The sequence below is a fragment of the Sabulicella rubraurantiaca genome (genome assembly GCF_017355885.1).
GTDB lineage: Bacteria > Pseudomonadota > Alphaproteobacteria > Acetobacterales > Acetobacteraceae > Roseococcus > Roseococcus rubraurantiacus.
Genome location: NZ_JAFEUU010000020.1, coordinates 23,141 through 42,927, shown reverse-complemented (window position 1 = coordinate 42,927; position 19,787 = coordinate 23,141). Strand labels below are relative to the sequence as shown.

Here is a 19,787-nt window from a genome sequence, read left to right as displayed (position 1 = left end):
CCCGGCGGGTGGTCCCGCCGGGCCTCCTTGCGCCGGATCAGTTCCGGCTCTTGTCTACCAGCGCGCCCTTGGTGATCCAGGGCATCATGGCGCGGAGCTTCTCGCCCACTTCCTCGATGGAGTGCTCGGCCAGGCGGCGGCGGGTCGCCTTGAAGCTGGCCTGGTTCACCTTGTTCTCCAGCATCCAGTCGCGGGTGAACTTGCCGCTCTGGATGTCATGCAGGACGCGCTTCATCTCGGCCTTGGTCTCGGCGGTGATGATGCGCGGGCCGGTGACGTACTCGCCATACTCGGCCGTGTTGGAGATCGAGTAGTTCATGTTGGCAATGCCGCCCTCGTAGATCAGATCCACGATCAGCTTCACCTCGTGCAGGCACTCGAAATACGCCATCTCGGGGGCGTAGCCAGCCTCGACCAGCGTCTCGAACCCGGCCTTGATGAGTTCCACGAGGCCGCCGCACAGCACCACCTGCTCGCCGAACAGGTCGGTTTCGCACTCTTCCTTGAAGGTGGTCTCGATGATGCCAGAGCGGCCGCCGCCGACGGCGGAGGCGTAGGAGAGCGCGATCTCCAGCGCGTTGCCCGAGGGGTTCTGGTGCACGGCCACGAGGCAGGGCACGCCGCCGCCCTTCTGGTACTCGCCGCGCACCGTGTGGCCGGGGCCCTTCGGCGCGATCATGAACACGTCGATGTCTGGGCGCGGCTCGATCAGGTTGAAGTGCACGTTCAGCCCGTGTGCGAAGGCGATCGCGGCGCCTTCCTTCAGGTTGTCGTGCAGGTGCTCGCGATACAGGTCGCCCTGGAGCTCGTCGGGGGTGAGGATCATGACGATGTCGGCCCACTTCGCCGCATCGGCCGGGGACATCACCTTGAAGCCCGCCGCCTCAGCCTTGCGCCAGGAACCGCCGGGGCGCACGCCGATCACGACGTCCTTCACGCCGCTGTCGCGCATGTTCATGGCATGGGCATGGCCCTGGCTGCCGAAGCCAATGACCGCGACCTTCTTCGCCTTGATCAGGTTCACATCCGCGTCGCGGTCATAATACACACGCATTGTCGTTCTCTCTCTCTCCGGTGGTCCGGCGCCGCTTCCTTCACCTATTGAAGGGGCGGTCGCTCCTGAATGATCCGATGGATGAAGCCGAGCTTCTCGGCAACCTTGTCGCTGAGCACGAAGGGGTAGAGGTCGGGCGTGCCCATGCAGCGATTCATCGCGTTCATCGCGACGGTGAGCGGTGTCCAGGCGAGGAGGATGTCCTCCATGCTCGCCTTGTAGGGGTTGAAGTCCACCTCGGCCTCCATCACCCCTTCCTTGTCCAGGCGGGGGCGGACGCGCATGCCGAAGCTCGCCGCCATCTCCAGGCTGTCCACCATATGGAGGTAGTGGGCGAAGGTTTCGGCCCAATCCTCGTGCGGGTGGGCGGCGGCGTAGTTGCTGATGAACTCGCCGCGCCAGTCATCGGACGGGGGCTTGTCGTAATGTGCCTTCAGCGCCGCGGCGTAGTCCTGCGCCTCGTCGCCGAACAGGGTACGGAACTCCTCCGTGCGCCCTTCCCGCTCGACGATGACGGTGTGGTAGTAATGGCCGACCTCGTGCCGCATATGGCCCAGCAGGGTGCGGTAGGGCTCGCGCAGCTCGTTGCGGCGCTTCTCGCGCTCGGCATCGTCGGCCTCGGCCAGGGCGATTGTGACGAGTCCATCGGCATGGCCTGTCATCACCCGGTGCTCCGGCGTGTCGGCCAGGAATTCGAAGTGAAGCTCCGCGGGGTCATGGGGAAGGCGCAGCCGGTCCAGCGTGTAGATCAGGCGGCGCTTGGCGATCTCGATCTTCTGCCAGAGCGGCAGATTGCCCTCGACCGAGATGTCGGGGACGACACTGTTGTGCCGGCAGGCGGTGCAGAACTCGCTCTCGTCCTCCACCGGCAGCATCCAGTTGCAGACCCCGTGGACGGAATTGGCGCAATTCTTCCAGGCCTGGCCATCGGCCATGGCCTTGCCGTCCTTGAAAGCGGACAGCACCCCGCGGTCCGGCAGGTAGCCGAGCGCGGAGCTGCAGGACGCGCAGACGACATTCTCGAAGTGCAGCAGATTGCGGCACTCCTGGCAGGCGAAGAGACGCATGGCGGGCGGTTCCGATGGGGTGCAAGCCGCGAAGTGCGCCATGCCGCCCAAGGTTTCAGGCCGCGAGCGCGGAGCTGCCCCGCGCGATCGCCACCGCCCCCGTCCGCGACACCTCGGCGAGGCCCAAGGGCCGCATCAGCGCCAGGAAGGCGTCGATCTTCTCGGCATTGCCCGTCATCTCGAAGACGAAGCTCTCCGTGGTGGCGTCCACCACCCGCGCCCGGAAGGCATCGGCGAGGCGCAGCGCCTCCACCCGGTGCTCGCCCTTGCCCATGACCTTGATGAGGGCGAGCTCGCGCGTCAGGTGAGGGCCTTCCAGCGTCAGGTCGCTGACCCGGTGCACCGGCACCAGCCGGTCAAGCTGGGCCTTGATCTGCTCGATCACCATCTCGGTGCCCGAGGTGACAATGGTGATGCGCGACAGCTTCCCCGCCTCGTCCACCGGAGCGACGGTCAGGCTGTCGATGTTGTAGCCGCGGCCGGAGAACAGGCCGATGACGCGGGCGAGAACACCGGCCTCGTTCTCCACGAGGACGGCGATGGTGGCGCTGCGCTGCATCAGACCAGCACCTTGCCTTCGTCGGTCACGGACTTGGCGTTGCCCTCGCTGTCCGGCCCCAGGATCATCTCGTTATGGGCCGCGCCGCTCGGGATCATCGGGAAGCAGTTCTCGTCCTTGGCGACGCAGATATCGGCGATGACGGGGCCGGGATGGGCCAGCATCTCGCGAATCACGTCATCGAGCTGGTCCGCCGACTCGGCGCGCAGCCCCTTGGCGTGGAAGGCCTCGGCGAGCCTCACGAAATCCGGCAGGGCGTCGCTGTAGGACTCGGAGTAGCGGCCGCCATGCAGCAATTCCTGCCACTGGCGCACCATCCCCATATATTCGTTGTTGAGGATGAACACCTTCACCGGCAGGCGATACTGCGCCAGCGTGCCCATCTCCTGGATGTTCATCAGGATGGAGGCCTCGCCCGCGATGTCGATGCACAGCGCGTCCGGGTGGGCGATCTGCACGCCCATCGCGGCGGGCAGCCCGTAGCCCATAGTGCCGAGCCCGCCCGAGGTCATCCAGCGATTGGGCTTCTCGAAGCCGAAATATTGGGCCGCCCACATCTGGTGCTGGCCCACCTCGGTCGAGATGAAGGTGTCGCGCCCATCCTGCTTGGTCATTTCGTAGAGGCGGCGGACGGCATGCTGCGGCTTGATGATCGAGCCGGACTGGACGTAGCGGAGGCAGTCGCGCCCGCGCCATTCCTCGATGCGCTTCCACCAAGCGGCCTGCGCCTCCTTGGCGACCGGCGTCTCGTCGGCCTTCCAGGCCTCGATCAGCGCGGCGATCACGCGGCCGGCATCGCCCACGATCGCCACGTCCACCTTCACGTTCTTGTTAATCGAGGAGGGGTCGATGTCGGCGTGGATCTTCTTCGAGCCGGGCGAGAAGGCGTCGAGCCGCCCGGTCACGCGGTCATCGAAGCGCGCACCCAGGTTCAGCATGACGTCGCAGCCATGCATGACGAGGTTGGCCTCGACCGTCCCGTGCATCCCCAGCATCCCGAGGAAGAGCGGGTCGCTCGACGGAAAGGCGCCGAGGCCCATCAGCGTCGAGGTGCAGGGCATGCCAGTGAGGCGCACGAACTCGCCCAGCAAGCGCGACGCCTCGGGGCCGGAATTGATGACGCCGCCGCCGGTGTAGATCACCGGGCGCTCGGCGCGCTTGAGCATCCGCACCGCTTCCAGGATCGTCTCGCGATCCGGCTCGGTCCGGGGGCGGTAGGAGCGGTGTGGCTCCTCCTTGCTCGGCGCCTCCGCATAGGGGGCCGGCTTGATCAGGATGTCCTTGGGCAGGTCCACCACCACCGGGCCGGGGCGGCCCGACTTCGCCACGTAGAAGGCGTCGTGGATGGTGTTGGCGAGGTCCTCGGAGCGCTTCACCAAATAGTTGTGCTTGGTGGCGGGGCGGGTGATGCCCGTCGTGTCGGCTTCCTGGAAGGCGTCGTTGCCGATCAGGTGCGTCGGCACCTGCCCGGTCAGGCAGACCACCGGGATGCTGTCCATCAGCGCGTCCACGAGGCCGGTCACGGCATTGGTCGCGCCGGGGCCGGAGGTGACGAGCACCACACCGACCTTGCCGGTGGAGCGGGCATAGCCCTCGGCAGCATGCACGGCCGCCTGCTCATGACGCACCAGGATGTGGCGGATGGCGTTCTGCTGGAACAGCGCATCGTAGATCGGCAGGACCGCGCCGCCCGGATAGCCGAAGATGACATCCACGCCCTGGTCCTTCAGCGCGCGAAGGACGACCTCCGCGCCCGGACGATGCTCCGTGGCGGCAGGGGTGTGGGCTTGGGTGGCAGACATGGCGGCTCCGGTTCCTTTCACGGCTCCAATGACCGCCAACTAGGCTTCATGCTGCGGCGCGTCAACCGCCTTCGTCAACAAAAGCGAAGATTCTGTCCCGTTCGCTTTGCGAAAATTGCGAGAGACCCGCGACGCGCGCATTGATGCTATGCACCGCCTCGGCGGGTGCCAGGACCTGATGGCGGAACCACGTCGCCTGACGCCTCGTGTAGGCGTTGGTGTTGGCAATGGCGCGCTGGCTCGCCTCCCCCAGGGTCGCCGTGCCGCGCAGCATGGCGGCAAGTTCCGGCACGCCATGGGCGCGCATCGCCGGCAAGGCGGGGTCCAGCCCCTGGGCAAGCAGCCCCCTCACCTCCTCCACAGCGCCCCCGTCCAGCATCGCCACCCATCGCGCCGCGATGGCCTCGCGCAGCAAGGGACGCGGCGGGTCGAGCAGAAGCACACGAAAATCGAAGGGAGCCAGCGGAAGCGCGGGCGCCTCGCGCTGCCAGGCGGCGAGCGGCTTGCCGGAACTCCGCCAGATTTCGAAGGCGCGGGCGATGCGCTGGCTGTCGGAAGGGCGCAGCATCGCCGCATCCTCCGGATGCAGCCGGGCATGCAGGCCCGGCGCGCCCAGCGCAGCCAGCAGCGAGCGCGCCTCCTCCCGAGCCTCGGGCAAAACATCAGGCAGGGCGGCGATGCCCTGGGTAAGGGCGCGCAGATACATCCCGGTGCCGCCACAGAGGATGGGCAGCCGTGCCCTGGCCATGATGTCCAGTGCCGCCTCGCGCCACCACGCCACGCTGCCCGGCGTCGCGGCCGGCAGGACGCCATAGAGCGCGTGCGGCACCCGCGCCTCATCCTCCGGCGTCGGGCGCGCGGTCAGGACCCGGAGCTCGCGGTAGCACTGCATGGCATCGGCGTTGATCACCGTGCCGCCCAGCGCTTCCGCGAGGCCCAGGGCCAGGGCGGATTTTCCCGAAGCCGTCGGACCGGCGACGATAATCGCGCGGGGTTGCCTCATGCCGGGGGCGCCGCCATGGTCCGGCCGCCATGCCGCATGTCCTGACCCTGATCGCGCCCGCGGGCGCCCTCGCCCCCGCTCACCTCGCCGCCGCGCGCGGCGCACTTTGCGCGCTCGGCGCCGCGCTGGAGGCGCCGGAGTGGCTGGCGGAGGGCGAGGCGGCCGACCTGCCCTTCGAGGAATTGTCGCCCGACCAGGCCGTGGCCGCCGCCCGCGCCGCGCTGAACGGCGCACCTGTGGACCTGGTCGCACAGCCCACGGAAGGGCGGCGCAAGAAGCTGCTCCTCGCCGACATGGACAGCACCATCGTCACCAGCGAGACGCTCGACGAGCTGGCCGCGGCGGCCGGGCTCAAGGAGCGCGTCTCCGCCATCACCGCCCGCGCCATGAATGGCGAGCTGGATTTCAAGGCGGCGCTGCGGGAGCGCGTGGCGATGCTGGAAGGCCTGCCCGAATCCGCGCTGGAGGAAACCTGGCAGGCGACCGAGGCGATGCCTGGCGCCACCACGCTGGTCGCCACCATGCGGGCGCATGGCGCACACACGGCACTGGTTTCCGGTGGCTTCACCTACTTCACGGGACGCGTGGCGGAGCGAATGGGCTTCCATGAGCACCATTCCAATACGCTGCTGCTGGAAGGCGGCCAACTCACCGGCCGCGTGGCGGAGCCAATCCTGGACAAGGATGCGAAGCTGGCGGCGCTGAAGCGCCTGGCGGCGGAGCGTGGGCTGAGCCTCGCGGAAAGCTGCGCCGTGGGGGATGGGGCGAATGACCTGCCGATGATCCAGGCGGCGGGGCTTGGCGTAGCCTTCCGAGCCAAGCCCGCCGTCCAGGCCGCCGCGCGCCATATTGTGACGCATGGCGACCTTTCGGCGCTGCTCTTCGCGCAGGGTTACCGGCGCGAAGAGTTCAGCGTGGGCTGATCAGCCAGGGCTGCCCTGGCGCGGGGCCGCGAGGCGCAGCGGTACGAAGCGCTGGCCCTGCTGGCTTTCCACCAGGAACAGGGCGGTGGCGCGGTTCTGCCGGCGCAGGCGCTCGACCCGTTCCTGGATCTCCTGCGGCGTCGTCACCCGCTCCTGCTGCACCTCGACGATCACGTCGCCGGGACGGATCTCCCGCTCCGCGCCGGGGGAGTTGGGCGAGACCTCGACCACCACGACACCACGCTGCTCGGGACGCAGGCGGAAGCGCTCGCGCAGTTCCGGCGTCACCCCCGCGACCCGCATGCCGAGGCCGGAAAGCTCCACCGCCCGGTCGCCGCGCGGCGTCGGCTGCTGCGGCGTGGCGGAGGCCTGCTGCTGTTCGGCGGGCAATTCGCCAAGGGTGACGGTGACCGTCTCCTCCTTGCCGTCGCGCCAGATCACCACGGGCACCTGCGTGCCCACATTGGTATCGGCCACGATGCGCGGCAGGGTCCGCATCTCGCGCACTTCCTGGTTGTTGAAGCGCAGGATCACGTCGCCGCTGCGGATGCCGGCGGCGGCGGCGGGCGCCCCCTCCTGCGCGCGGGCGATCAGCGCGCCGCGCGCGCCGTTTCGCAGGCCGAGGGACTCCGCGATCTCATCCGTCACCTGCTGGATGTTCACGCCGAGCCAGCCGCGGCGCACGCGGCCATTCTCCGCCAGCTGCCGGGCAATGCCCTGCGCGAGGTTGGACGGGATGGAGAAGCCGATGCCGATGGAGCCACCCGTCGGCGAGTAGATGGCGGTGTTGATGCCCACCACCTCGCCCCGCAGGTTGAAGAGCGGCCCGCCGGAATTGCCGCGGTTGATGGCGGCATCGGTCTGGATGAAGTCGTCGAAGGGCCCCTGGCGGATGTCGCGGCCGCGCGCCGAGACGATGCCCGCCGTCACCGTGCCGCCCAGGCCGAACGGGTTGCCGATGGCCAGCACCCAGTCACCCACATCGGCCGTGTCGCTGTTGCCCCAGGGAACGGAGGGAAGCGGCTGGGCCGGGCGGACGCGCAGAACCGCGATGTCGGTGCGCGGGTCGGTGCCCACCAGCTCGGCGCGGAGGCTCGTATTGTCCTGCAGGATCACGTTGATCTCGTCCGCGCCGTCGATCACGTGGTTGTTCGTGATCACGATGCCCGAGGAGTCCACGATGAAGCCGGAGCCGAGCGACTGGGCGCGGCGTTGCGGCTGCTGCGGTCGCTGCGGCTGGACGTCGCCGCCCTGGCCGGGCGGGCGGTTCCGGTTGAAGAAGTCGCGGAAGAATTCCTCGAAGGGAGAACCGGGGGGTGCCTGCGGCGGCTCCGGCGCATCCGGCCGCGTGGTGGAGCGGCCCTGCGGGTTCTGGGTGGTGGAGATGTTCACCACCGCCGGCAGCAGCGAGCGAACCAGGGGGGCGAAGCTCTCGGGGGCGCCACGCGGCGTGACCACCACATTGGGCGTCGGCGGCTGCGCGGCGGCGGTGGCCGGCGGCTCGGGCCGGGGCTGCGCCAGGGCGGGCAAGGCCGCGAAGGCCAGGATGAAGGCGGGAACGACACGTCGCATCGCGTGACCTCGAATGGGGGATCGGGCGTGAGCCCGCCCGAGAGGGAAATAAACCCGCATTGCGGGAGGCACCAGCGGGGGGGGCCCCCCGGGGGGGGGGGGGCCCCCGGCGGGCGCCCCCGTGCGGGGGGGCCGGCCCGGCGAGGGGTCAACGCCCCTCGGCAGGAGTCCCGGCCGGGGCGGGCGAGGCCGGCTCCGGCTGGACGGAAGGCGCGGCGGGGGGTGCCGCCGGCTGAGGGGCAGAGCCAGCGGGAGCGGTACCCCCCCGCGGAAGCGTCGCCGCCGCGGCAGGCGAGGCGACGTTCGGGATCTCCCGGAAAAAGCGGAAGAAATCGCTTTCCGGGGTCAGCACCATGCGGCTCTCGCCATTGGAGAAGACCTCGCGATAGGCCTGCATGGTGCGCCAGAACTGGAAGAACTCCGGGTCGCGGCGGAATGCCTCCGCGAAGACGCGGATCGCCTCCTGCTCACCCGAGCCGCGCAGGATGGCGGCGTTGGCTTCCGCCTCCGCCAGCAGCACCGTGCGGTCGCGGTCGGCCTGGGCGCGGACGCGGGCCGCCACCTCGGCACCCTCGGCACGGGCCTCGCGCGCTACGCGCTCGCGCTCGGACTGCATCCGGTTGAGGATGGCCTGGGTGTTCTCGTCAGGCAGATCGGCGCGGCGGATGCGGACATCCACCACCTCGATCCCGAAGCGCCTCGCCTCCTCGTCCACCTGGCGGCGGATCTCGCCCATCACGCGGCCACGCTCGGCGGACAGCACGTTGACGAGGCCCTCGCTGCCCAGCACGCGTCGCAGCGAGGAGGAGACGATGGAGGAAAGCCGCCCACGGATGCCCTGCTCGGCCGCGCCGACCGTTTGGTAGAACAGCAGCGGGTCGGTGATGCGGTAGCGGGTGAAGCTATCCACGATGAGGCGGCGCTGGTCGCCCAGGATCACCTCCTCGCCCGGCGCGTCGTAGTCCAGGAGACGCCGGTCAAAGGGGATCACCGTCTGCACCAGCGGCACCTTCACGTTCAGCCCCGGCGTCCGCACCACCCGGATCGGCTCACCGAACTGGGTGATCAGTACCTGCTGCGTCTGATGCACGGTGAAGAAGGCGGAGGCCGCAATGAAGAGGACGAGCGCGAGCCCGCCCAGGAGGATGGCCATGCGGTTCATCGCGGCTGCACCCCCGGGCGTGCCTGGTTCAGGACTGGCGCGACGGCGGGCGCCGGCACTGGGGCACGCTGGCCCTGACCCTGCGCGCCGGCGCGGTTCTGCCCCTCGCCGAGCGGCAGGAAGGGCACGAGACCCTGCAGGCGGTCATCCACGAGGATCATGTTGTTGCGGCGGAGGATGTCTTCCATGGTCTCCAGATAAAGGCGGCGCACCGTCACGTCCTGCGCCTGCGAATAGGCCGCGAGCACGGCGTTGAAGCGCCCTGCCTCGCCTCGGGCACGGGCGATCTGGCTGTCGCGGAAGCCGGTGGCCTCCTGCACCATGCGCTCCGCCTCGCCTCGGGCGCGGGGGATGATGTCGTTGCGGTAGCTCTCGGCCTCGTTGCGGAGGCGCTCACGATCCGCATTCGCGCGCTGCACGTCGCGGAAGGCGTCGATCACCGCCGCCGGCGGGTCCACCTTCTGCATCTGCACCTGGGTGATCTCCACCCCTGCGCCATACTGGTCCATGATGGCCTGGGTGCCGCGGCGCACATCCTGCTCGATCTGGGCGCGCGCCTCGGTCAGCGCCGCCTGGATGGGCGTGCGGCCGATGATCTCGCGCATCACGGATTCGGCGGCGGACTTCACCGTGTCCTCCGGATTGCGGGTGTTGAACAGGAACTCGCCTGCATCACGGATGCGCCAGAACACCGCGAAATCGATATCCACGATGTTCTCGTCGCCCGTCAACATTAGGGATTCCGCCAGCACGTCACGCGCCGGGGTGATGCGGCCGCCCTGCACGGGTCCATCCACATTGGATCGGAAGCCCACATCGACGCGGTTGATGCGCGTGACGCGTGGCGTCGTCACCGCCTCGACCGGCCAGGGGATGCGGTAATTCAGGCCAGGCGGGGCGGTGCGATTGAAGGCGCCGAAGCGCATGACCACGCCCAGCTCGTCCGGTTGGACGCGATACACGCCGGACAGGCCCCAGAGTCCGAGCAGCACGACGGCCGCCAGCGCAAGGCCGCGCCCCCCGCCCATGCCGCCGCGCGGCAGCCAGCGTCGCACGGTCTGTTGCGCTTGGCGGATGATCTCGTCCACATCCGGGCCACCGCCGGGCGGTGGGCGGTTTCCGCCAGGGGGCGGATTGCCCCAGGGTCCGCCGCCACCAGGCCGCGGATTGCCCCAGGGGCTCGGTCCGCCGTTGTTCCACGCCATCTGAGTCGCCTACTCCCCTGCGTCTGGGCTTGAGCATAGGGTGCGGCACCTCCCCGGGCGAGGGGTGCGCCACACCGCGCAAGGATGCATATGTGGTGCCTAACGCGTGAAGGAAAGGTCATTTTCCATGCCGAGTCCCCTCCCCGAGGCCGTCCGCGCCGCGCTCCGCGCCGTGGTGGACCCCGCCACCGGGCGTGACGTCGTGTCCTCCGGCATGGTCGAGACGATCAGCGAGCGCGACGGGATGGTTCAGTTCGCCCTCGCCGTGCCGCGCGAAAGGGCGCGGGAGATGGAGCCCTTGCGCCTCACCGCGGAGCGCACGGCGGCCGCCGTGCCCGGCGTGATCTCGGCGACGGTGGTGCTGACGGCGCATCGCGCCGAGGCCCCGGCACAGCCTGCCGCGCCCAAGTCACCGGCCGGCCAGGGCGCGATGCTGCTGCCAGGGGTGAAGCGCATCGTCGCCGTCGCCTCCGGAAAAGGGGGCGTGGGCAAGAGCACGACCGCGGTGAACCTCGCCGTGGCGCTTGCGTCGCAGGGGCTGCGCGTCGGGCTGCTGGATGCCGACATCTACGGCCCCTCCCTGCCGCAGATGCTGGGCACCAACGAGCGCCCGCGCGCCGTGGGCCAGCGCATCATCCCCATCTCGCGCTGGGGGCTGAAGGCGATGAGCATCGGCTTCCTGGTGGATCAGGAGACGCCGATGGTCTGGCGCGGCCCCATGGTGATGGGCGCGCTGGAGCAGATGATGGGCCAGGTGGAGTGGGGCGAACTGGACACCATGCTGGTGGACATGCCGCCCGGGACCGGTGACGCGCAGCTGACCATGTCGCAGCGCGTGCCGCTGGCCGGTGCGGTCATCGTCTCCACCCCACAGGACGTGGCGTTGATCGATGCGCGGCGCGGCGTGCGGATGTTCGAGAAGGTGAACGTCCCCGTCCTTGGCCTCATCGAGAACATGTCCTTCTTCTGCTGCCCGAAATGCGGCGAGCGGACGGAGATCTTCGGCCATGGCGGCGCGCGCGAGGAAGCCACGCGCCTGGGTACCGAATTCCTGGGCGAGTTGCCGCTGAAGCTGGCGATCCGCCAGATGGCCGATGCCGGCACTCCCGTGGTGCTGGCCGCGCCCGACAGCCACGAGGCCCAGGCCTACCAGTCCATCGCTGCACGCCTCTGGGAGAAGCTGGAATCGCCCGCTGCCGCGTCCGGCCCGCGCATCGTCATGGAGTAGCGAAAGGGAATTCGCGGCGGAGTTCCCAGGGCCCGCCGCGATACCACCACAGGCGCAGCGCCACGACGCGCACAGGGCGCGGCGCCCACTCCGTCAGGAGGCGCGCATGCAGCGCCCGCGCCACCTCCGGCGTCGCCTTGTTCTGGATCGTCGCATGCGGCCGCCATCCCTGCTGGTCCTGCGGCGAGAGCCAGGGCGCCCATTCCCACGCCAGGCGCGCGCGCAGCGCCACCAAAGCCTCTGAACGCAATTCCAGCGCCACGCCGCGTCCGAGGAAGCGCGGCACGCCGAGCGTCGCTTCCGGCACGGCTTCGGCAGCGGTGGCTGCGCCCAGTGCCGCTTCGACCGCCGCGAGTTCCGCGCCCGGCAGCGCATGGAACAGCGTGACATGCGCCGGGACGATGTTGCGCTCTGGCGGGAAATGCGCGTCGCGCAGCGTCTGAAGCGCGGATTGCGCCGCCGGGTCGAGCAGCGCCGTCAGGATCAGCGGGTCGCTCACCGGAGCAGCGCGTCGGTTTCCGCCGCTTGCGGCATGGCGGCGGCCGCGCCGGGACGGGTGCAGGCCAGTGCCGCGGCAGCATTGGCGCGCCGCATCGCCGCTGCCATGGGCAGGCCGCAATCGAGCGCGGCGGCCAGCACGCCGCACCACGCATCCCCGGCGCCCACCGTGTCCGCCACGCGCACCGCGAAGGGCGCGGCATGGATCACGCCTTCGGCCGTCGCCGCTTCCGCCCCGCGTTCGGCCAGCGTCACTGCGACATCCGTGCCGATCGCGGCGCGCAAGGCGACGGCATCCGCGCCACCGCCCAGATGGGCGGCCAGGGCAGCGGCCTCGGCCTCGTTCACCACGAGCAGGCGCAGCGCCGCGAGCGCGTCGCGCGGAAAGGCGGCGGCCGGGGCGAGGTTCAGGATGGCGCTCCCGCCCACCTCGCGCGCCAGCCGCAACTGGCGGAGATTTTCCTCCACCGCCACTTCCATCTGCATCAGCACCGTCTCGCCAGGGCGGCAGGGCACGGCGCGGGCCCGGAGATTGGCACCGGGCGAGACGGCGATCTGGTTCCGGCCCTCCGCATCCACCATGACGCAGGCCAAGCCGCTTGGCGCCTCGCCGGTTTCGGCGAGCAGCGCCGTGTCCACCCCGGCGGCCTCCAGCGCGCCGCGCAGCAGGGCGCCATTCGCATCCGTGCCGACGCAGCCGGCGAAGCGCGATGCGGCACCGTCCCGCGCGGCGGCGATGGCCTGGTTCAGCCCCTTTCCACCTGGAAGCGGCGCCCCCGCCTCGCCCAGAAGGGTCTCGCCCTCGCGTGGCAGGCGCTCCATCCGGAACAGCAGGTCTGCGACGGCGGAGCCGAAGACCAGCAGGCTCATGGCAGCAACAGTCCTTCGGCCATGGCGAGGTCGTAGAGCGCCTCGATCATCGGGGCGAAGGGCGCGCCCAGCGCGATGGCCGGCGCCATGCGGACGAGGCTGCGCGCCTTGGTCAGCCCCACTTCCTTCCAGGCCGGCGCGCCACATTCCACCTGCTGCGCGAAGCCCTGCAGCCGGTCGCAGCCCATGGCGAAGGCGGCCTCCGCCGTGGAGCCCGCCTCGAACTCGACCCACAGCGCCGCGACCCGCTCCGCGAGGTCGGAAGGGAGGAGCCTGAAGATGCGGCCCGCCGCCTCCGCCTCGCGCGCCGCCTGGTTGGCGAGGCCCTTGTCGTCGAAGGCGAAGGTGTCGCCGGCTTCGATCTCCACGAGGTCGTGCACGGCGATCATCGCCAGCACGCGGGCGAGGTCGGGCCTGGGCTCCGGCGCCTCGCCATGCAGCAGAACGGCGATCAGGGCGACCTGCCAGGCATGCTCGCCGCTATTCTCGCGTCGCTGCCCGGTCATGGCTGCGCGCTCGACATGCTTCAGCCGGTCGGACAGGGCGAGGAAGCCCAGCAGGGCGTCGCGCCGGGAGGCGTCCATCAGGCGCGCGCGGGCTGGTTCCAGCCGATGAAGCGGTGCAGCACCGAGCCGAAGCAAAGCCCGTCCGCCAGCACCGGGTCTGCCGCGATCACCGCCTCGGCGGCCGCGTCGTCCGGTGCCTCGAATACCGCGAGGCCATAGACCCCCTCATTGCCGGCGACCGGCCCGAAGCCGGAGACGCGCCCCTCCCCCATCAGCCGCGTCCAATAGGCCATGTGGGCCTGCATCGCCTCCGCCTCGCGCGGGGTCATGTCGGAGGGAAAGGTGTCGCGCGGAGGCAGGAGGCGGAAGAGGTAGTGCATGGCGTGGCCCTCAGGCGGTGCGTCCCAGCGCCTCCATCAACTCACGCCATTCCCGCTTGGACAAGCCGCTCGCCGCCTGGCTCGCATCCTGGCCGTCCAGCATGGCGCGCAGCACCTTCATGGCCGGGCCGCTGAAGGACACGGCGTCGCGCATGTAGTCGGCGAAGGCCTCGTGGACCAGCGGAACCCAGGCCTCGACGATGGCAAGCATCGCCTCGGCATAGGCGCGGATCTCCATCTGCGCATGCGGGTCGGCGCGCAGCTTCAGGAAATGCAGCAGGTTCCAGAGATTCGCCTGCCAGTAGAACTGCGTCATCACGTTGATGGGCAGGTTCATCCGCGCCAACTCGCGCGCCAGGCCGGTGCGGGATTCGTCCAGCACCTGCCCTTCCTCGTCCTCGTTCAGCAGGTGCAGGTAGTGGTCGTAGCAGCGCGAGGCGTCGTCGCGCAGCAGCGCGAGCGCGGCTTCGGCTTGGTCGGGCGGCAGGGATTCGGCGCGACCCTGGCGGTTGGTGGCGCTCTGCGCCGCCATGTCCTCCGGGCGGGGGAAGTAGAACTCGCGCTCCAGCACCGAATACCGGGCAGAGTATTCGTTGATGCTGGCGGTGCGGTGGCGGAACCATTGCCGTGTCACGAAGATCGGCGCGCGGACATGGAACTTTGCGATGCACAGCTCGAAGGGCGTCGTGTGCTTGTGCCGCATCAGGTAGCGGATCAGGTTCCGGTCATCCGAGACCGACTTCGTCCCCTTGCCGTAGGAGACGCGCGCGCCCTGCACCACCGAGCCGTCATCGCCCATATAGTCCACGAGGCGCACGAAGCCGGTTTCGAGCACCGGCCGCGCCTCGTACAGCGCGGCCTCGGCGCCCGGGGCAACGGGGCGCAGCGTAGGGGACGCGGCCGCGCGCGTCGCCGCGATCTCGGCCCGTTGCGCTTCGGTGAGCATCAGCGCCGCGCCGCGCGCACAGCATCCGCCAGGCCGCGCACCTGGTCCAGCACCTTGCGGACCGTGTCCGACCGCGCCCGTCCCTGCTCGTCCAGGGTGGAGGCCAGCGTGTCGATCAGCGCCGAGGCGACCACGGCGCCATCGGCGACGCGCGAGGCATGCGCCGCCTGGTCCGGAGTGCGGATGCCGAAGCCAATCGCGACCGGCAGGTCGGTCACCGCGCGGATGGGCGGGATCGCCGCCTCCAGCGCCGCCGGATCGGCGGAACGCGTACCGGTGATGCCGGTGATGGCCACGTAATAGACAAAGCCGGAGGAGGCGTTCAGCACCACCTCCAGCCGCTTCGCGTCCGAGGTCGGCGCGACGAGGCGGATGATGTCCAGCCCCTCCTTCTCGCAGAAAGGCGCGAGTTCCTGGGCTTCCTCGGGCGGCATGTCCACCACGATCAGCCCGTCCACGCCGCTCGCCGCCGCGTCGGTGCAGAAGCGCTCCGCGCCGTAGGAGAGGATGGGATTCAGGTAGCCCATGAGGATGACCGGCGTCGCGTCGTCCTCCTCGCGGAAGTCGCGCACCATCGCGAGCGCACCGGCCAGCGTCGCACCGGCCTTCAGCCCGCGCTGACCGGCGAGCTGGATGGTCGGCCCGTCCGCCATCGGGTCGGTGAAGGGCACGCCGATCTCGATCAGGTCGGCCCCCGCCCCCGGCATGCCGCGCAGGATCGCCATGGAGGTGGCGGGGTCCGGGTCATAGGCCTCGAGGAAGGGGATCAGCGCGCCGCGCCCTTCCGCCTTCAGCGCCGCGAAGCGCGCCTTGATGCGCGACCGGGTCATGACCTCGCTCACAGCTTCACCCCCAGGTGAGAAGCGACGGCGAAGATGTCCTTGTCGCCGCGCCCGCAGAGATTCATCACGATGATCTTATCCGCCGGCAGGGTGGGCGCCAGCTTCAGCACATGCGCCAGCGCGTGCGACGGCTCCAGCGCCGGGATGATCCCCTCCAGGCGCGAGCAGAGCTGGAAGGCCTCCAGCGCCTCGTCATCCGTCGCGTTCACGTATTGCACGCGGCCGATCTCGTGCAGCCACGAATGCTCCGGCCCCACGCCCGGGTAGTCGAGCCCGGCGCTGATGGAATGGCCTTCCAGGATCTGGCCGTGTTCGTCCTGCAACAGGTAGGTGCGGTTGCCATGCAGCACGCCGGGCCGCCCGCCGGTGAGCGAGGCGGCATGGCCGGTCTTGGTGTGGACGCCGTGGCCGCCAGCCTCGACGCCGTACATCGCCACGTCCCCGTCATCCAGGAAGGGGTAGAACAGCCCCATGGCGTTCGAGCCGCCGCCGATAGCGGCCACCAGCGCATCCGGCAGCCGGCCTTCCGCCGCCATCATCTGGCCGCGCAGCTCCTCGCCGATGATGCTCTGGAAGTCGCGAACCATGACGGGATAGGGGTGCGGACCGGCCACGGTGCCGATGCAGTAATAGGTATCCTGCACATTCGCGACCCAGTGGCGCAGCGCCTCGTTCATCGCGTCCTTCAGGGTGGCGGCGCCGCTCTCCACGGCCACCACCTCCGCGCCCAGCAGCTTCATGCGGAACACGTTGGGCTGCTGCCGCGCCACGTCGGTCGCACCCATGAAGACGGTGCAGGGCAGGTCGAACAGGGCGCAGGCGGTGGCGGTGGCGACGCCGTGCTGCCCTGCCCCGGTCTCCGCGATGATGCGCTTCTTGCCCATGCGCTTGGCCAGCAGGATCTGGCCGAGCACGGCGTTGATCTTGTGCGCGCCGGTGTGGTTCAGCTCGTCGCGCTTGAAATAGACCTTGGCTCCCTTGTCCGGCCGGCCTGCGGCCTGGGCGCAATGCTGCGTGATGCGCTCGGCGAACCAGAGCGGGCTCGGGCGGCCGACGTAATGCGTCAGCAGGCGGCGCCATTCCGCATCGAAGGCGGGGTCGCTCTTCGCGGCGGCATAGGCGGCCTCCACCTCCAGGATCAGGGGCATCAGCGTCTCGGCGACGTAGCGGCCGCCGAAGCCGCCGAACTTGCCCGAGGCGTCGGGGCCGTTCTTCAAGGTGTTCGGAAGGGTCACAGCAAGGTTTCCGTGTCGCGGCGTCAGCCGGGGGTGATAGCCCGGCCAGCCCCGAGAGTCAGCCGCCCCGCGCCGCCTTCACGAAGGCCGCGATCAGGGCGGGGTCCTTCACCCCCCGTGACACCTCCACACCGGAGGAGACATCCACCCCCGGCGCCCCGCTCTCCGCCAGGGCAGCAGCGACGTTGGCGGCGTCCAGCCCGCCTGCCAGAAGCCACGGGCGCGGGATGGCGGCGCGGCGCGGCAGGGACCAGTCGAAGCGCGTGCCGTTCCCGCCTGGCAGCTCCGCCGGCTTGGCATCCAGTAGAAGGTAGTCCGCGACCGGGACGAAGTCGGCGATGGCGCGGAGGTCCGCCTCGCTGCCGATGCCGATCGCCTTCATCACTGGCTTGCCGAAGTGGGAGCGGATCTCGGCCACGCGGGCCGGGTCTTCATTCCCGTGAAGCTGGATCACGTCCAGCGCTGGCAGGGCGGCGGCGATCAGCGCGTCTGTCGCGTCCACGAACAGGCCGACGCGCTTCGGCCCGGCGGGCGCAACCGCGGCCAGGGCGATGGCCTGGTCCGGCGACAGGGAACGGGGCGAGGCCGGGTAGAAGACGAAGCCGACGAAATCCGCCTCGCGCGCCGCTTCCAGTGCTTGGGCGTCGCGCAGCCCACAGATCTTGACCAGGGGGCTCGTCACCGCGGCAGGGCGGCCGCGATGGCACGCGCCGCCTCCCCAGGGTTTCCGGCACCGCTCACCGGGCGCCCGACCACGATCCAGTCCGCGCCATCGCGCACCGCCTCTTCCGGCGTCGCCACGCGGGACTGGTCGCCCGTCGCGGCCCCGGCGGGACGGATGCCGGGGACGACGAGGCATGGCGCCTCGCCCAGCGCATAGCGGATGGCGGCGATCTCGTGCGGTGAGCAGACCAGCCCGTCCGCTCCGGAGGCCACGGCCATTCGCGCCAGCCGCACCACCTGCGCCGCCGCGCCGCCGCTCACCCCCGTCGCTTCCAGCGCCCCCTCGTCCAGGGAAGTCAGCACCGTCACGGCCAGGAGGAGCGGCCGCGTGCCGCCCGCCTTCTCCGCCGCCTCGCGCGCCGCCGCGATCATGGCGGGGCCGCCCCCGGCATGAAGGGTGAGCATGGCGGTGCCCAGCGGCGCGAGCGAGCGCACCGCGCCGGCCACAGTGTTCGGAATGTCGTGCAGCTTTAGGTCCAGGAAGACCGGCGCGGCCTTTGCCAGCCGCCCGAGCACACCCGGTCCTTCCGCGCAGAATAGCTCGAGGCCCAGCTTCACCAGCCCCGCATGGGGCGCGACCTCATGGGCCAGAGCCTCGGCCCGCGCCGCCTCCGGCACGTCGAGCGCCACGATCAACCGGCCGCCAGGGCCGGATGGGCGGGGGATCATGCGCGGCGGGGCTTGTCGCGCGCCGCCAGCTCCGCCTCCATCAGCCGCGAGGCCTGCTCCAACTGGGCAAGGCGGCGGCGATGCCGCAGCCCGGCACCCGAGGCCACCAGCGCCCCGGCCAGGAAGGCCAGCGCGGCCGGAACCAGGATGGCCTGCCAGAGCGGCATCTCGGCCACCCAGCCACGCGGCCACAGATTCACATCCACCGCCTGCGGATTGCCCAGCGCGAAGACGGCGACCAATACCGCCAGGATCAGGGTAACAACGATGCCCATTCAGTGTTCCTCGCCGGGGTCCTTGCCGCCATTCACCCGCACGCGCAACTCCTTGCCCGGCCGGAAATGCGGCATCCCCTTGCCCGACACGGCAACGGCCTCTCCGGTGCGGGGGTTTCGCCCCGTGCGGGCGGCGCGGCGGCGCGTGGTGAAGGCGCCGAAGCCACGCAGCTCAATCCGGCCGCCTTCGGCCAGCGTGGCGGAGATGCGGTCGAAGATCGTGGCGACCACGACCTCCACGTCCCGGGCGCGCAGATGCGGATATTCCACCGCCAGCCTCGCGATCAGTTCGCTTCTCGTCACCCTGACCCCCTCGGCGCAACCGGCGCCATTGCGGGCGAAGCTATCGCCCCTGTCCAGCCTCCCTGCCCTGCCGCTCAGCGCGGCGCCAGCAGGGCGGCAAGCGACTCGACGGCAGCGCCCCAGACCAGCGCCGCGCCACGGCTGAAGACACGCTCCGCCGGGTTGCGGGGGTCTATATCCCGAATTGGCAGGGATTCGGAAACGTTATGCTGCTGCGCCAGCCAGCGCCGCGCCTCCGCCTCGCCGCCGATCGCATCCACGAGACCGGCGCCCAGCGCCTGCCGCCCCGTCATCACGCGGCCATCGGCCAGTTCGCGCACCCGTGCGGGCTCCATCCGGCGCCCGGTGGCGACCATGGCAACGAACTGCTCGTGCATGTCGCCGACGACGGCGGTGAGCGCGGCCCGGCCCTCCTCTGTCAGGGGGCGGAAGGGGCTCGGCTGGTCCTTCAGCGGGCCAGAGGCGATAGTGTGGGCGCGCACGCCCAGCGTCGCCATCAGCTCCGAGGCCTCGAAGCTGTGCAGGATCACGCCGATGGAGCCGGTGAGCGTCGCCTCGCGCGCGAAGACGCGTTCCGCCGGCAGGGCCACCATGTAGCCGGCCGAGGTGGCGGTGCCGCCCATGGCGGCGACCACCGGCTTGCCCGCGGCACGCATCCGGGCGAGCGCGCCGTGCAGCGCCTCGCCACCCGACACGCTGCCGCCGGGGCTGTCGATCGTCACCACGACAGCCCGCAGCGCCGGGTTGCGGGCGGCCTCGTCCAGGGCGCGGATCAGCCGCGCATCGTCGCCAATGAAGCCGCGCACCGGCAGGCGGGCGACATGCGCGCCCCCCGGCAGGGACAGGCGCGGCGCAAAGGCGACAAAGACGCCGAGCAGGAGCAGCAGCACGGCGGCACCGCGCCACCAGCCCAGGCGGCGCTTCAGCCGGCGGCGTTCGAGCAGGAGGTCGGTGTCAGGAGGCAT

The 19,787-nt window shown here is 70.4% G+C and carries 22 protein-coding genes; 2 read left to right on the top strand and 20 right to left on the bottom strand.

Going from position 1 to position 19,787, the window contains the following annotated elements:
- Positions 1-37 precede the first annotated feature (37 nt).
- The 5 genes from ilvC to miaA form a co-directional block, all read right to left on the bottom strand.
- Positions 38-1,054, bottom strand: coding sequence for a ketol-acid reductoisomerase (gene ilvC, locus JTJ31_RS21690; RefSeq protein WP_207540837.1), 1,017 nt, complete (start codon positions 1,052-1,054; stop codon positions 38-40).
- Positions 1,055-1,098: 44 nt separating this feature from the next.
- Complete coding sequence (locus JTJ31_RS21685) at positions 1,099-2,121, bottom strand: zinc-binding metallopeptidase family protein (RefSeq protein WP_207540836.1); 1,023 nt, start codon at positions 2,119-2,121, stop codon at positions 1,099-1,101.
- A gap of 55 nt (positions 2,122-2,176) precedes the next feature.
- Positions 2,177-2,680 (bottom strand): acetolactate synthase small subunit, encoded by a 504-nt coding sequence (gene ilvN, locus JTJ31_RS21680; RefSeq protein WP_207540835.1) that lies wholly within the window; start codon positions 2,678-2,680, stop codon positions 2,177-2,179.
- A complete protein-coding gene (locus JTJ31_RS21675) occupies positions 2,680-4,482 on the bottom strand; it encodes an acetolactate synthase 3 large subunit (protein ID WP_207540834.1) in 1,803 nt (600 codons plus the stop codon). The genes ilvN and JTJ31_RS21675 overlap by 1 nt, the downstream gene beginning before the upstream one ends.
- Before the next feature lie 61 nt (positions 4,483-4,543).
- Positions 4,544-5,485: a tRNA (adenosine(37)-N6)-dimethylallyltransferase MiaA gene (gene miaA, locus JTJ31_RS21670; RefSeq protein WP_207540833.1), complete on the bottom strand. Its 942-nt coding sequence runs from the start codon at positions 5,483-5,485 to the stop codon at positions 4,544-4,546.
- A 29-nt stretch (positions 5,486-5,514) separates the two neighbouring features.
- Here miaA and serB point away from each other — a divergent pair, with 29 nt between their 5' ends.
- On the top strand, positions 5,515-6,408 hold the full coding sequence (serB, locus tag JTJ31_RS21665) for a phosphoserine phosphatase SerB (protein ID WP_207540832.1): 894 nt from the start codon (positions 5,515-5,517) through the stop codon (positions 6,406-6,408).
- Here serB and JTJ31_RS21660 read toward each other — a convergent pair whose 3' ends face one another.
- The 3 genes from JTJ31_RS21660 to hflK all read right to left on the bottom strand — a co-directional run bounded on the left by JTJ31_RS21660 (position 6,409) and on the right by hflK (position 10,347).
- Complete coding sequence (locus tag JTJ31_RS21660; RefSeq protein ID WP_207540831.1) at positions 6,409-7,980, bottom strand: DegQ family serine endoprotease; 1,572 nt, start codon at positions 7,978-7,980, stop codon at positions 6,409-6,411.
- A 148-nt stretch (positions 7,981-8,128) separates the two neighbouring features.
- The gene (gene hflC, locus JTJ31_RS21655; RefSeq protein ID WP_328805796.1) at positions 8,129-9,133 is read right to left on the bottom strand and encodes a protease modulator HflC; all 1,005 of its coding nucleotides are present in this window, start codon (positions 9,131-9,133) and stop codon (positions 8,129-8,131) included.
- 5 nt (positions 9,134-9,138) lie between these two features.
- Entirely contained in the window at positions 9,139-10,347 is a 1,209-nt protein-coding gene (hflK, locus tag JTJ31_RS21650) for an FtsH protease activity modulator HflK (RefSeq protein WP_207540829.1), read from the bottom strand.
- A 127-nt stretch (positions 10,348-10,474) separates the two neighbouring features.
- Between hflK and JTJ31_RS21645 the strand changes: the two genes are divergently transcribed.
- Positions 10,475-11,575: an Mrp/NBP35 family ATP-binding protein gene (locus JTJ31_RS21645; protein WP_207540828.1), complete on the top strand. Its 1,101-nt coding sequence runs from the start codon at positions 10,475-10,477 to the stop codon at positions 11,573-11,575.
- Here the strand turns inward: JTJ31_RS21645 and JTJ31_RS21640 are convergent.
- The 12 genes from JTJ31_RS21640 to sppA form a co-directional block, all read right to left on the bottom strand.
- On the bottom strand, positions 11,565-12,074 hold the full coding sequence (locus tag JTJ31_RS21640; protein ID WP_328805795.1) for a 2'-5' RNA ligase family protein: 510 nt from the start codon (positions 12,072-12,074) through the stop codon (positions 11,565-11,567). The two genes, JTJ31_RS21645 and JTJ31_RS21640, sit on opposite strands and share 11 nt — an antisense overlap.
- The gene (locus JTJ31_RS21635) at positions 12,071-12,943 is read right to left on the bottom strand and encodes a PfkB family carbohydrate kinase (RefSeq protein WP_207540827.1); all 873 of its coding nucleotides are present in this window, start codon (positions 12,941-12,943) and stop codon (positions 12,071-12,073) included. The genes JTJ31_RS21640 and JTJ31_RS21635 overlap by 4 nt, the downstream gene beginning before the upstream one ends.
- Positions 12,940-13,527, bottom strand: coding sequence for an HD domain-containing protein (locus JTJ31_RS21630; protein ID WP_207540826.1), 588 nt, complete (start codon positions 13,525-13,527; stop codon positions 12,940-12,942). Before JTJ31_RS21630 ends, JTJ31_RS21635 begins: the two co-directional genes overlap by 4 nt.
- Positions 13,527-13,829, bottom strand: coding sequence for a YciI family protein (locus tag JTJ31_RS21625; RefSeq protein ID WP_207540825.1), 303 nt, complete (start codon positions 13,827-13,829; stop codon positions 13,527-13,529). Before JTJ31_RS21625 ends, JTJ31_RS21630 begins: the two co-directional genes overlap by 1 nt.
- A gap of 10 nt (positions 13,830-13,839) precedes the next feature.
- A complete protein-coding gene (thyX, locus tag JTJ31_RS21620) occupies positions 13,840-14,778 on the bottom strand; it encodes an FAD-dependent thymidylate synthase (protein WP_457852419.1) in 939 nt (312 codons plus the stop codon).
- The gene (gene trpA / locus JTJ31_RS21615; RefSeq protein WP_207540823.1) at positions 14,775-15,605 is read right to left on the bottom strand and encodes a tryptophan synthase subunit alpha; all 831 of its coding nucleotides are present in this window, start codon (positions 15,603-15,605) and stop codon (positions 14,775-14,777) included. The genes thyX and trpA overlap by 4 nt, the downstream gene beginning before the upstream one ends.
- 8 nt (positions 15,606-15,613) lie before the next feature.
- A complete protein-coding gene (gene trpB / locus JTJ31_RS21610) occupies positions 15,614-16,852 on the bottom strand; it encodes a tryptophan synthase subunit beta (protein WP_207540822.1) in 1,239 nt (412 codons plus the stop codon).
- A gap of 58 nt (positions 16,853-16,910) precedes the next feature.
- Positions 16,911-17,534 carry a phosphoribosylanthranilate isomerase gene (locus JTJ31_RS21605; protein WP_207540821.1) on the bottom strand — a complete coding sequence of 208 codons (624 nt, stop codon included), beginning with the start codon at positions 17,532-17,534 and terminating at the stop codon, positions 16,911-16,913.
- Complete coding sequence (gene pyrF / locus JTJ31_RS21600) at positions 17,531-18,244, bottom strand: orotidine-5'-phosphate decarboxylase (protein WP_207540820.1); 714 nt, start codon at positions 18,242-18,244, stop codon at positions 17,531-17,533. Before pyrF ends, JTJ31_RS21605 begins: the two co-directional genes overlap by 4 nt.
- Entirely contained in the window at positions 18,241-18,519 is a 279-nt protein-coding gene (locus JTJ31_RS21595; RefSeq protein ID WP_207540819.1) for a lipopolysaccharide assembly protein LapA domain-containing protein, read from the bottom strand. The genes pyrF and JTJ31_RS21595 overlap by 4 nt, the downstream gene beginning before the upstream one ends.
- The gene (ihfB, locus tag JTJ31_RS21590) at positions 18,520-18,822 is read right to left on the bottom strand and encodes an integration host factor subunit beta (RefSeq protein ID WP_207540818.1); all 303 of its coding nucleotides are present in this window, start codon (positions 18,820-18,822) and stop codon (positions 18,520-18,522) included.
- Positions 18,823-18,896: 74 nt separating this feature from the next.
- Positions 18,897-19,787: a signal peptide peptidase SppA gene (gene sppA, locus JTJ31_RS21585; protein WP_207540817.1), complete on the bottom strand. Its 891-nt coding sequence runs from the start codon at positions 19,785-19,787 to the stop codon at positions 18,897-18,899.

Excerpts from the sequence above, each read along its gene's own strand:
- ilvC (WP_207540837.1), bottom strand. The coding sequence starts at position 1,054 with ATGCGTGTGTATTATGACCGCGACGCGGATGTGAACCTGATCAAGGCG.
- JTJ31_RS21685 (WP_207540836.1), bottom strand. The coding sequence starts at position 2,121 with ATGCGTCTCTTCGCCTGCCAGGAGTGCCGCAATCTGCTGCACTTCGAG.
- ilvN (WP_207540835.1), bottom strand. The coding sequence starts at position 2,680 with ATGCAGCGCAGCGCCACCATCGCCGTCCTCGTGGAGAACGAGGCCGGT.
- JTJ31_RS21675 (WP_207540834.1), bottom strand. The coding sequence starts at position 4,482 with ATGTCTGCCACCCAAGCCCACACCCCTGCCGCCACGGAGCATCGTCCG.
- miaA (WP_207540833.1), bottom strand. The coding sequence starts at position 5,485 with ATGAGGCAACCCCGCGCGATTATCGTCGCCGGTCCGACGGCTTCGGGA.
- serB (WP_207540832.1), top strand. The coding sequence starts at position 5,515 with ATGCCGCATGTCCTGACCCTGATCGCGCCCGCGGGCGCCCTCGCCCCC.
- JTJ31_RS21660 (WP_207540831.1), bottom strand. The coding sequence starts at position 7,980 with ATGCGACGTGTCGTTCCCGCCTTCATCCTGGCCTTCGCGGCCTTGCCC.
- hflC (WP_328805796.1), bottom strand. The coding sequence starts at position 9,133 with ATGGCCATCCTCCTGGGCGGGCTCGCGCTCGTCCTCTTCATTGCGGCC.
- hflK (WP_207540829.1), bottom strand. The coding sequence starts at position 10,347 with ATGGCGTGGAACAACGGCGGACCGAGCCCCTGGGGCAATCCGCGGCCT.
- JTJ31_RS21645 (WP_207540828.1), top strand. The coding sequence starts at position 10,475 with ATGCCGAGTCCCCTCCCCGAGGCCGTCCGCGCCGCGCTCCGCGCCGTG.
- JTJ31_RS21635 (WP_207540827.1), bottom strand. The coding sequence starts at position 12,943 with ATGAGCCTGCTGGTCTTCGGCTCCGCCGTCGCAGACCTGCTGTTCCGG.
- JTJ31_RS21630 (WP_207540826.1), bottom strand. The coding sequence starts at position 13,527 with ATGGACGCCTCCCGGCGCGACGCCCTGCTGGGCTTCCTCGCCCTGTCC.
- JTJ31_RS21625 (WP_207540825.1), bottom strand. The coding sequence starts at position 13,829 with ATGCACTACCTCTTCCGCCTCCTGCCTCCGCGCGACACCTTTCCCTCC.
- trpA (WP_207540823.1), bottom strand. The coding sequence starts at position 15,605 with ATGACCCGGTCGCGCATCAAGGCGCGCTTCGCGGCGCTGAAGGCGGAA.
- pyrF (WP_207540820.1), bottom strand. The coding sequence starts at position 18,244 with ATGATCCCCCGCCCATCCGGCCCTGGCGGCCGGTTGATCGTGGCGCTC.
- JTJ31_RS21595 (WP_207540819.1), bottom strand. The coding sequence starts at position 18,519 with ATGGGCATCGTTGTTACCCTGATCCTGGCGGTATTGGTCGCCGTCTTC.
- sppA (WP_207540817.1), bottom strand. The coding sequence starts at position 19,787 with ATGCCTCCTGACACCGACCTCCTGCTCGAACGCCGCCGGCTGAAGCGC.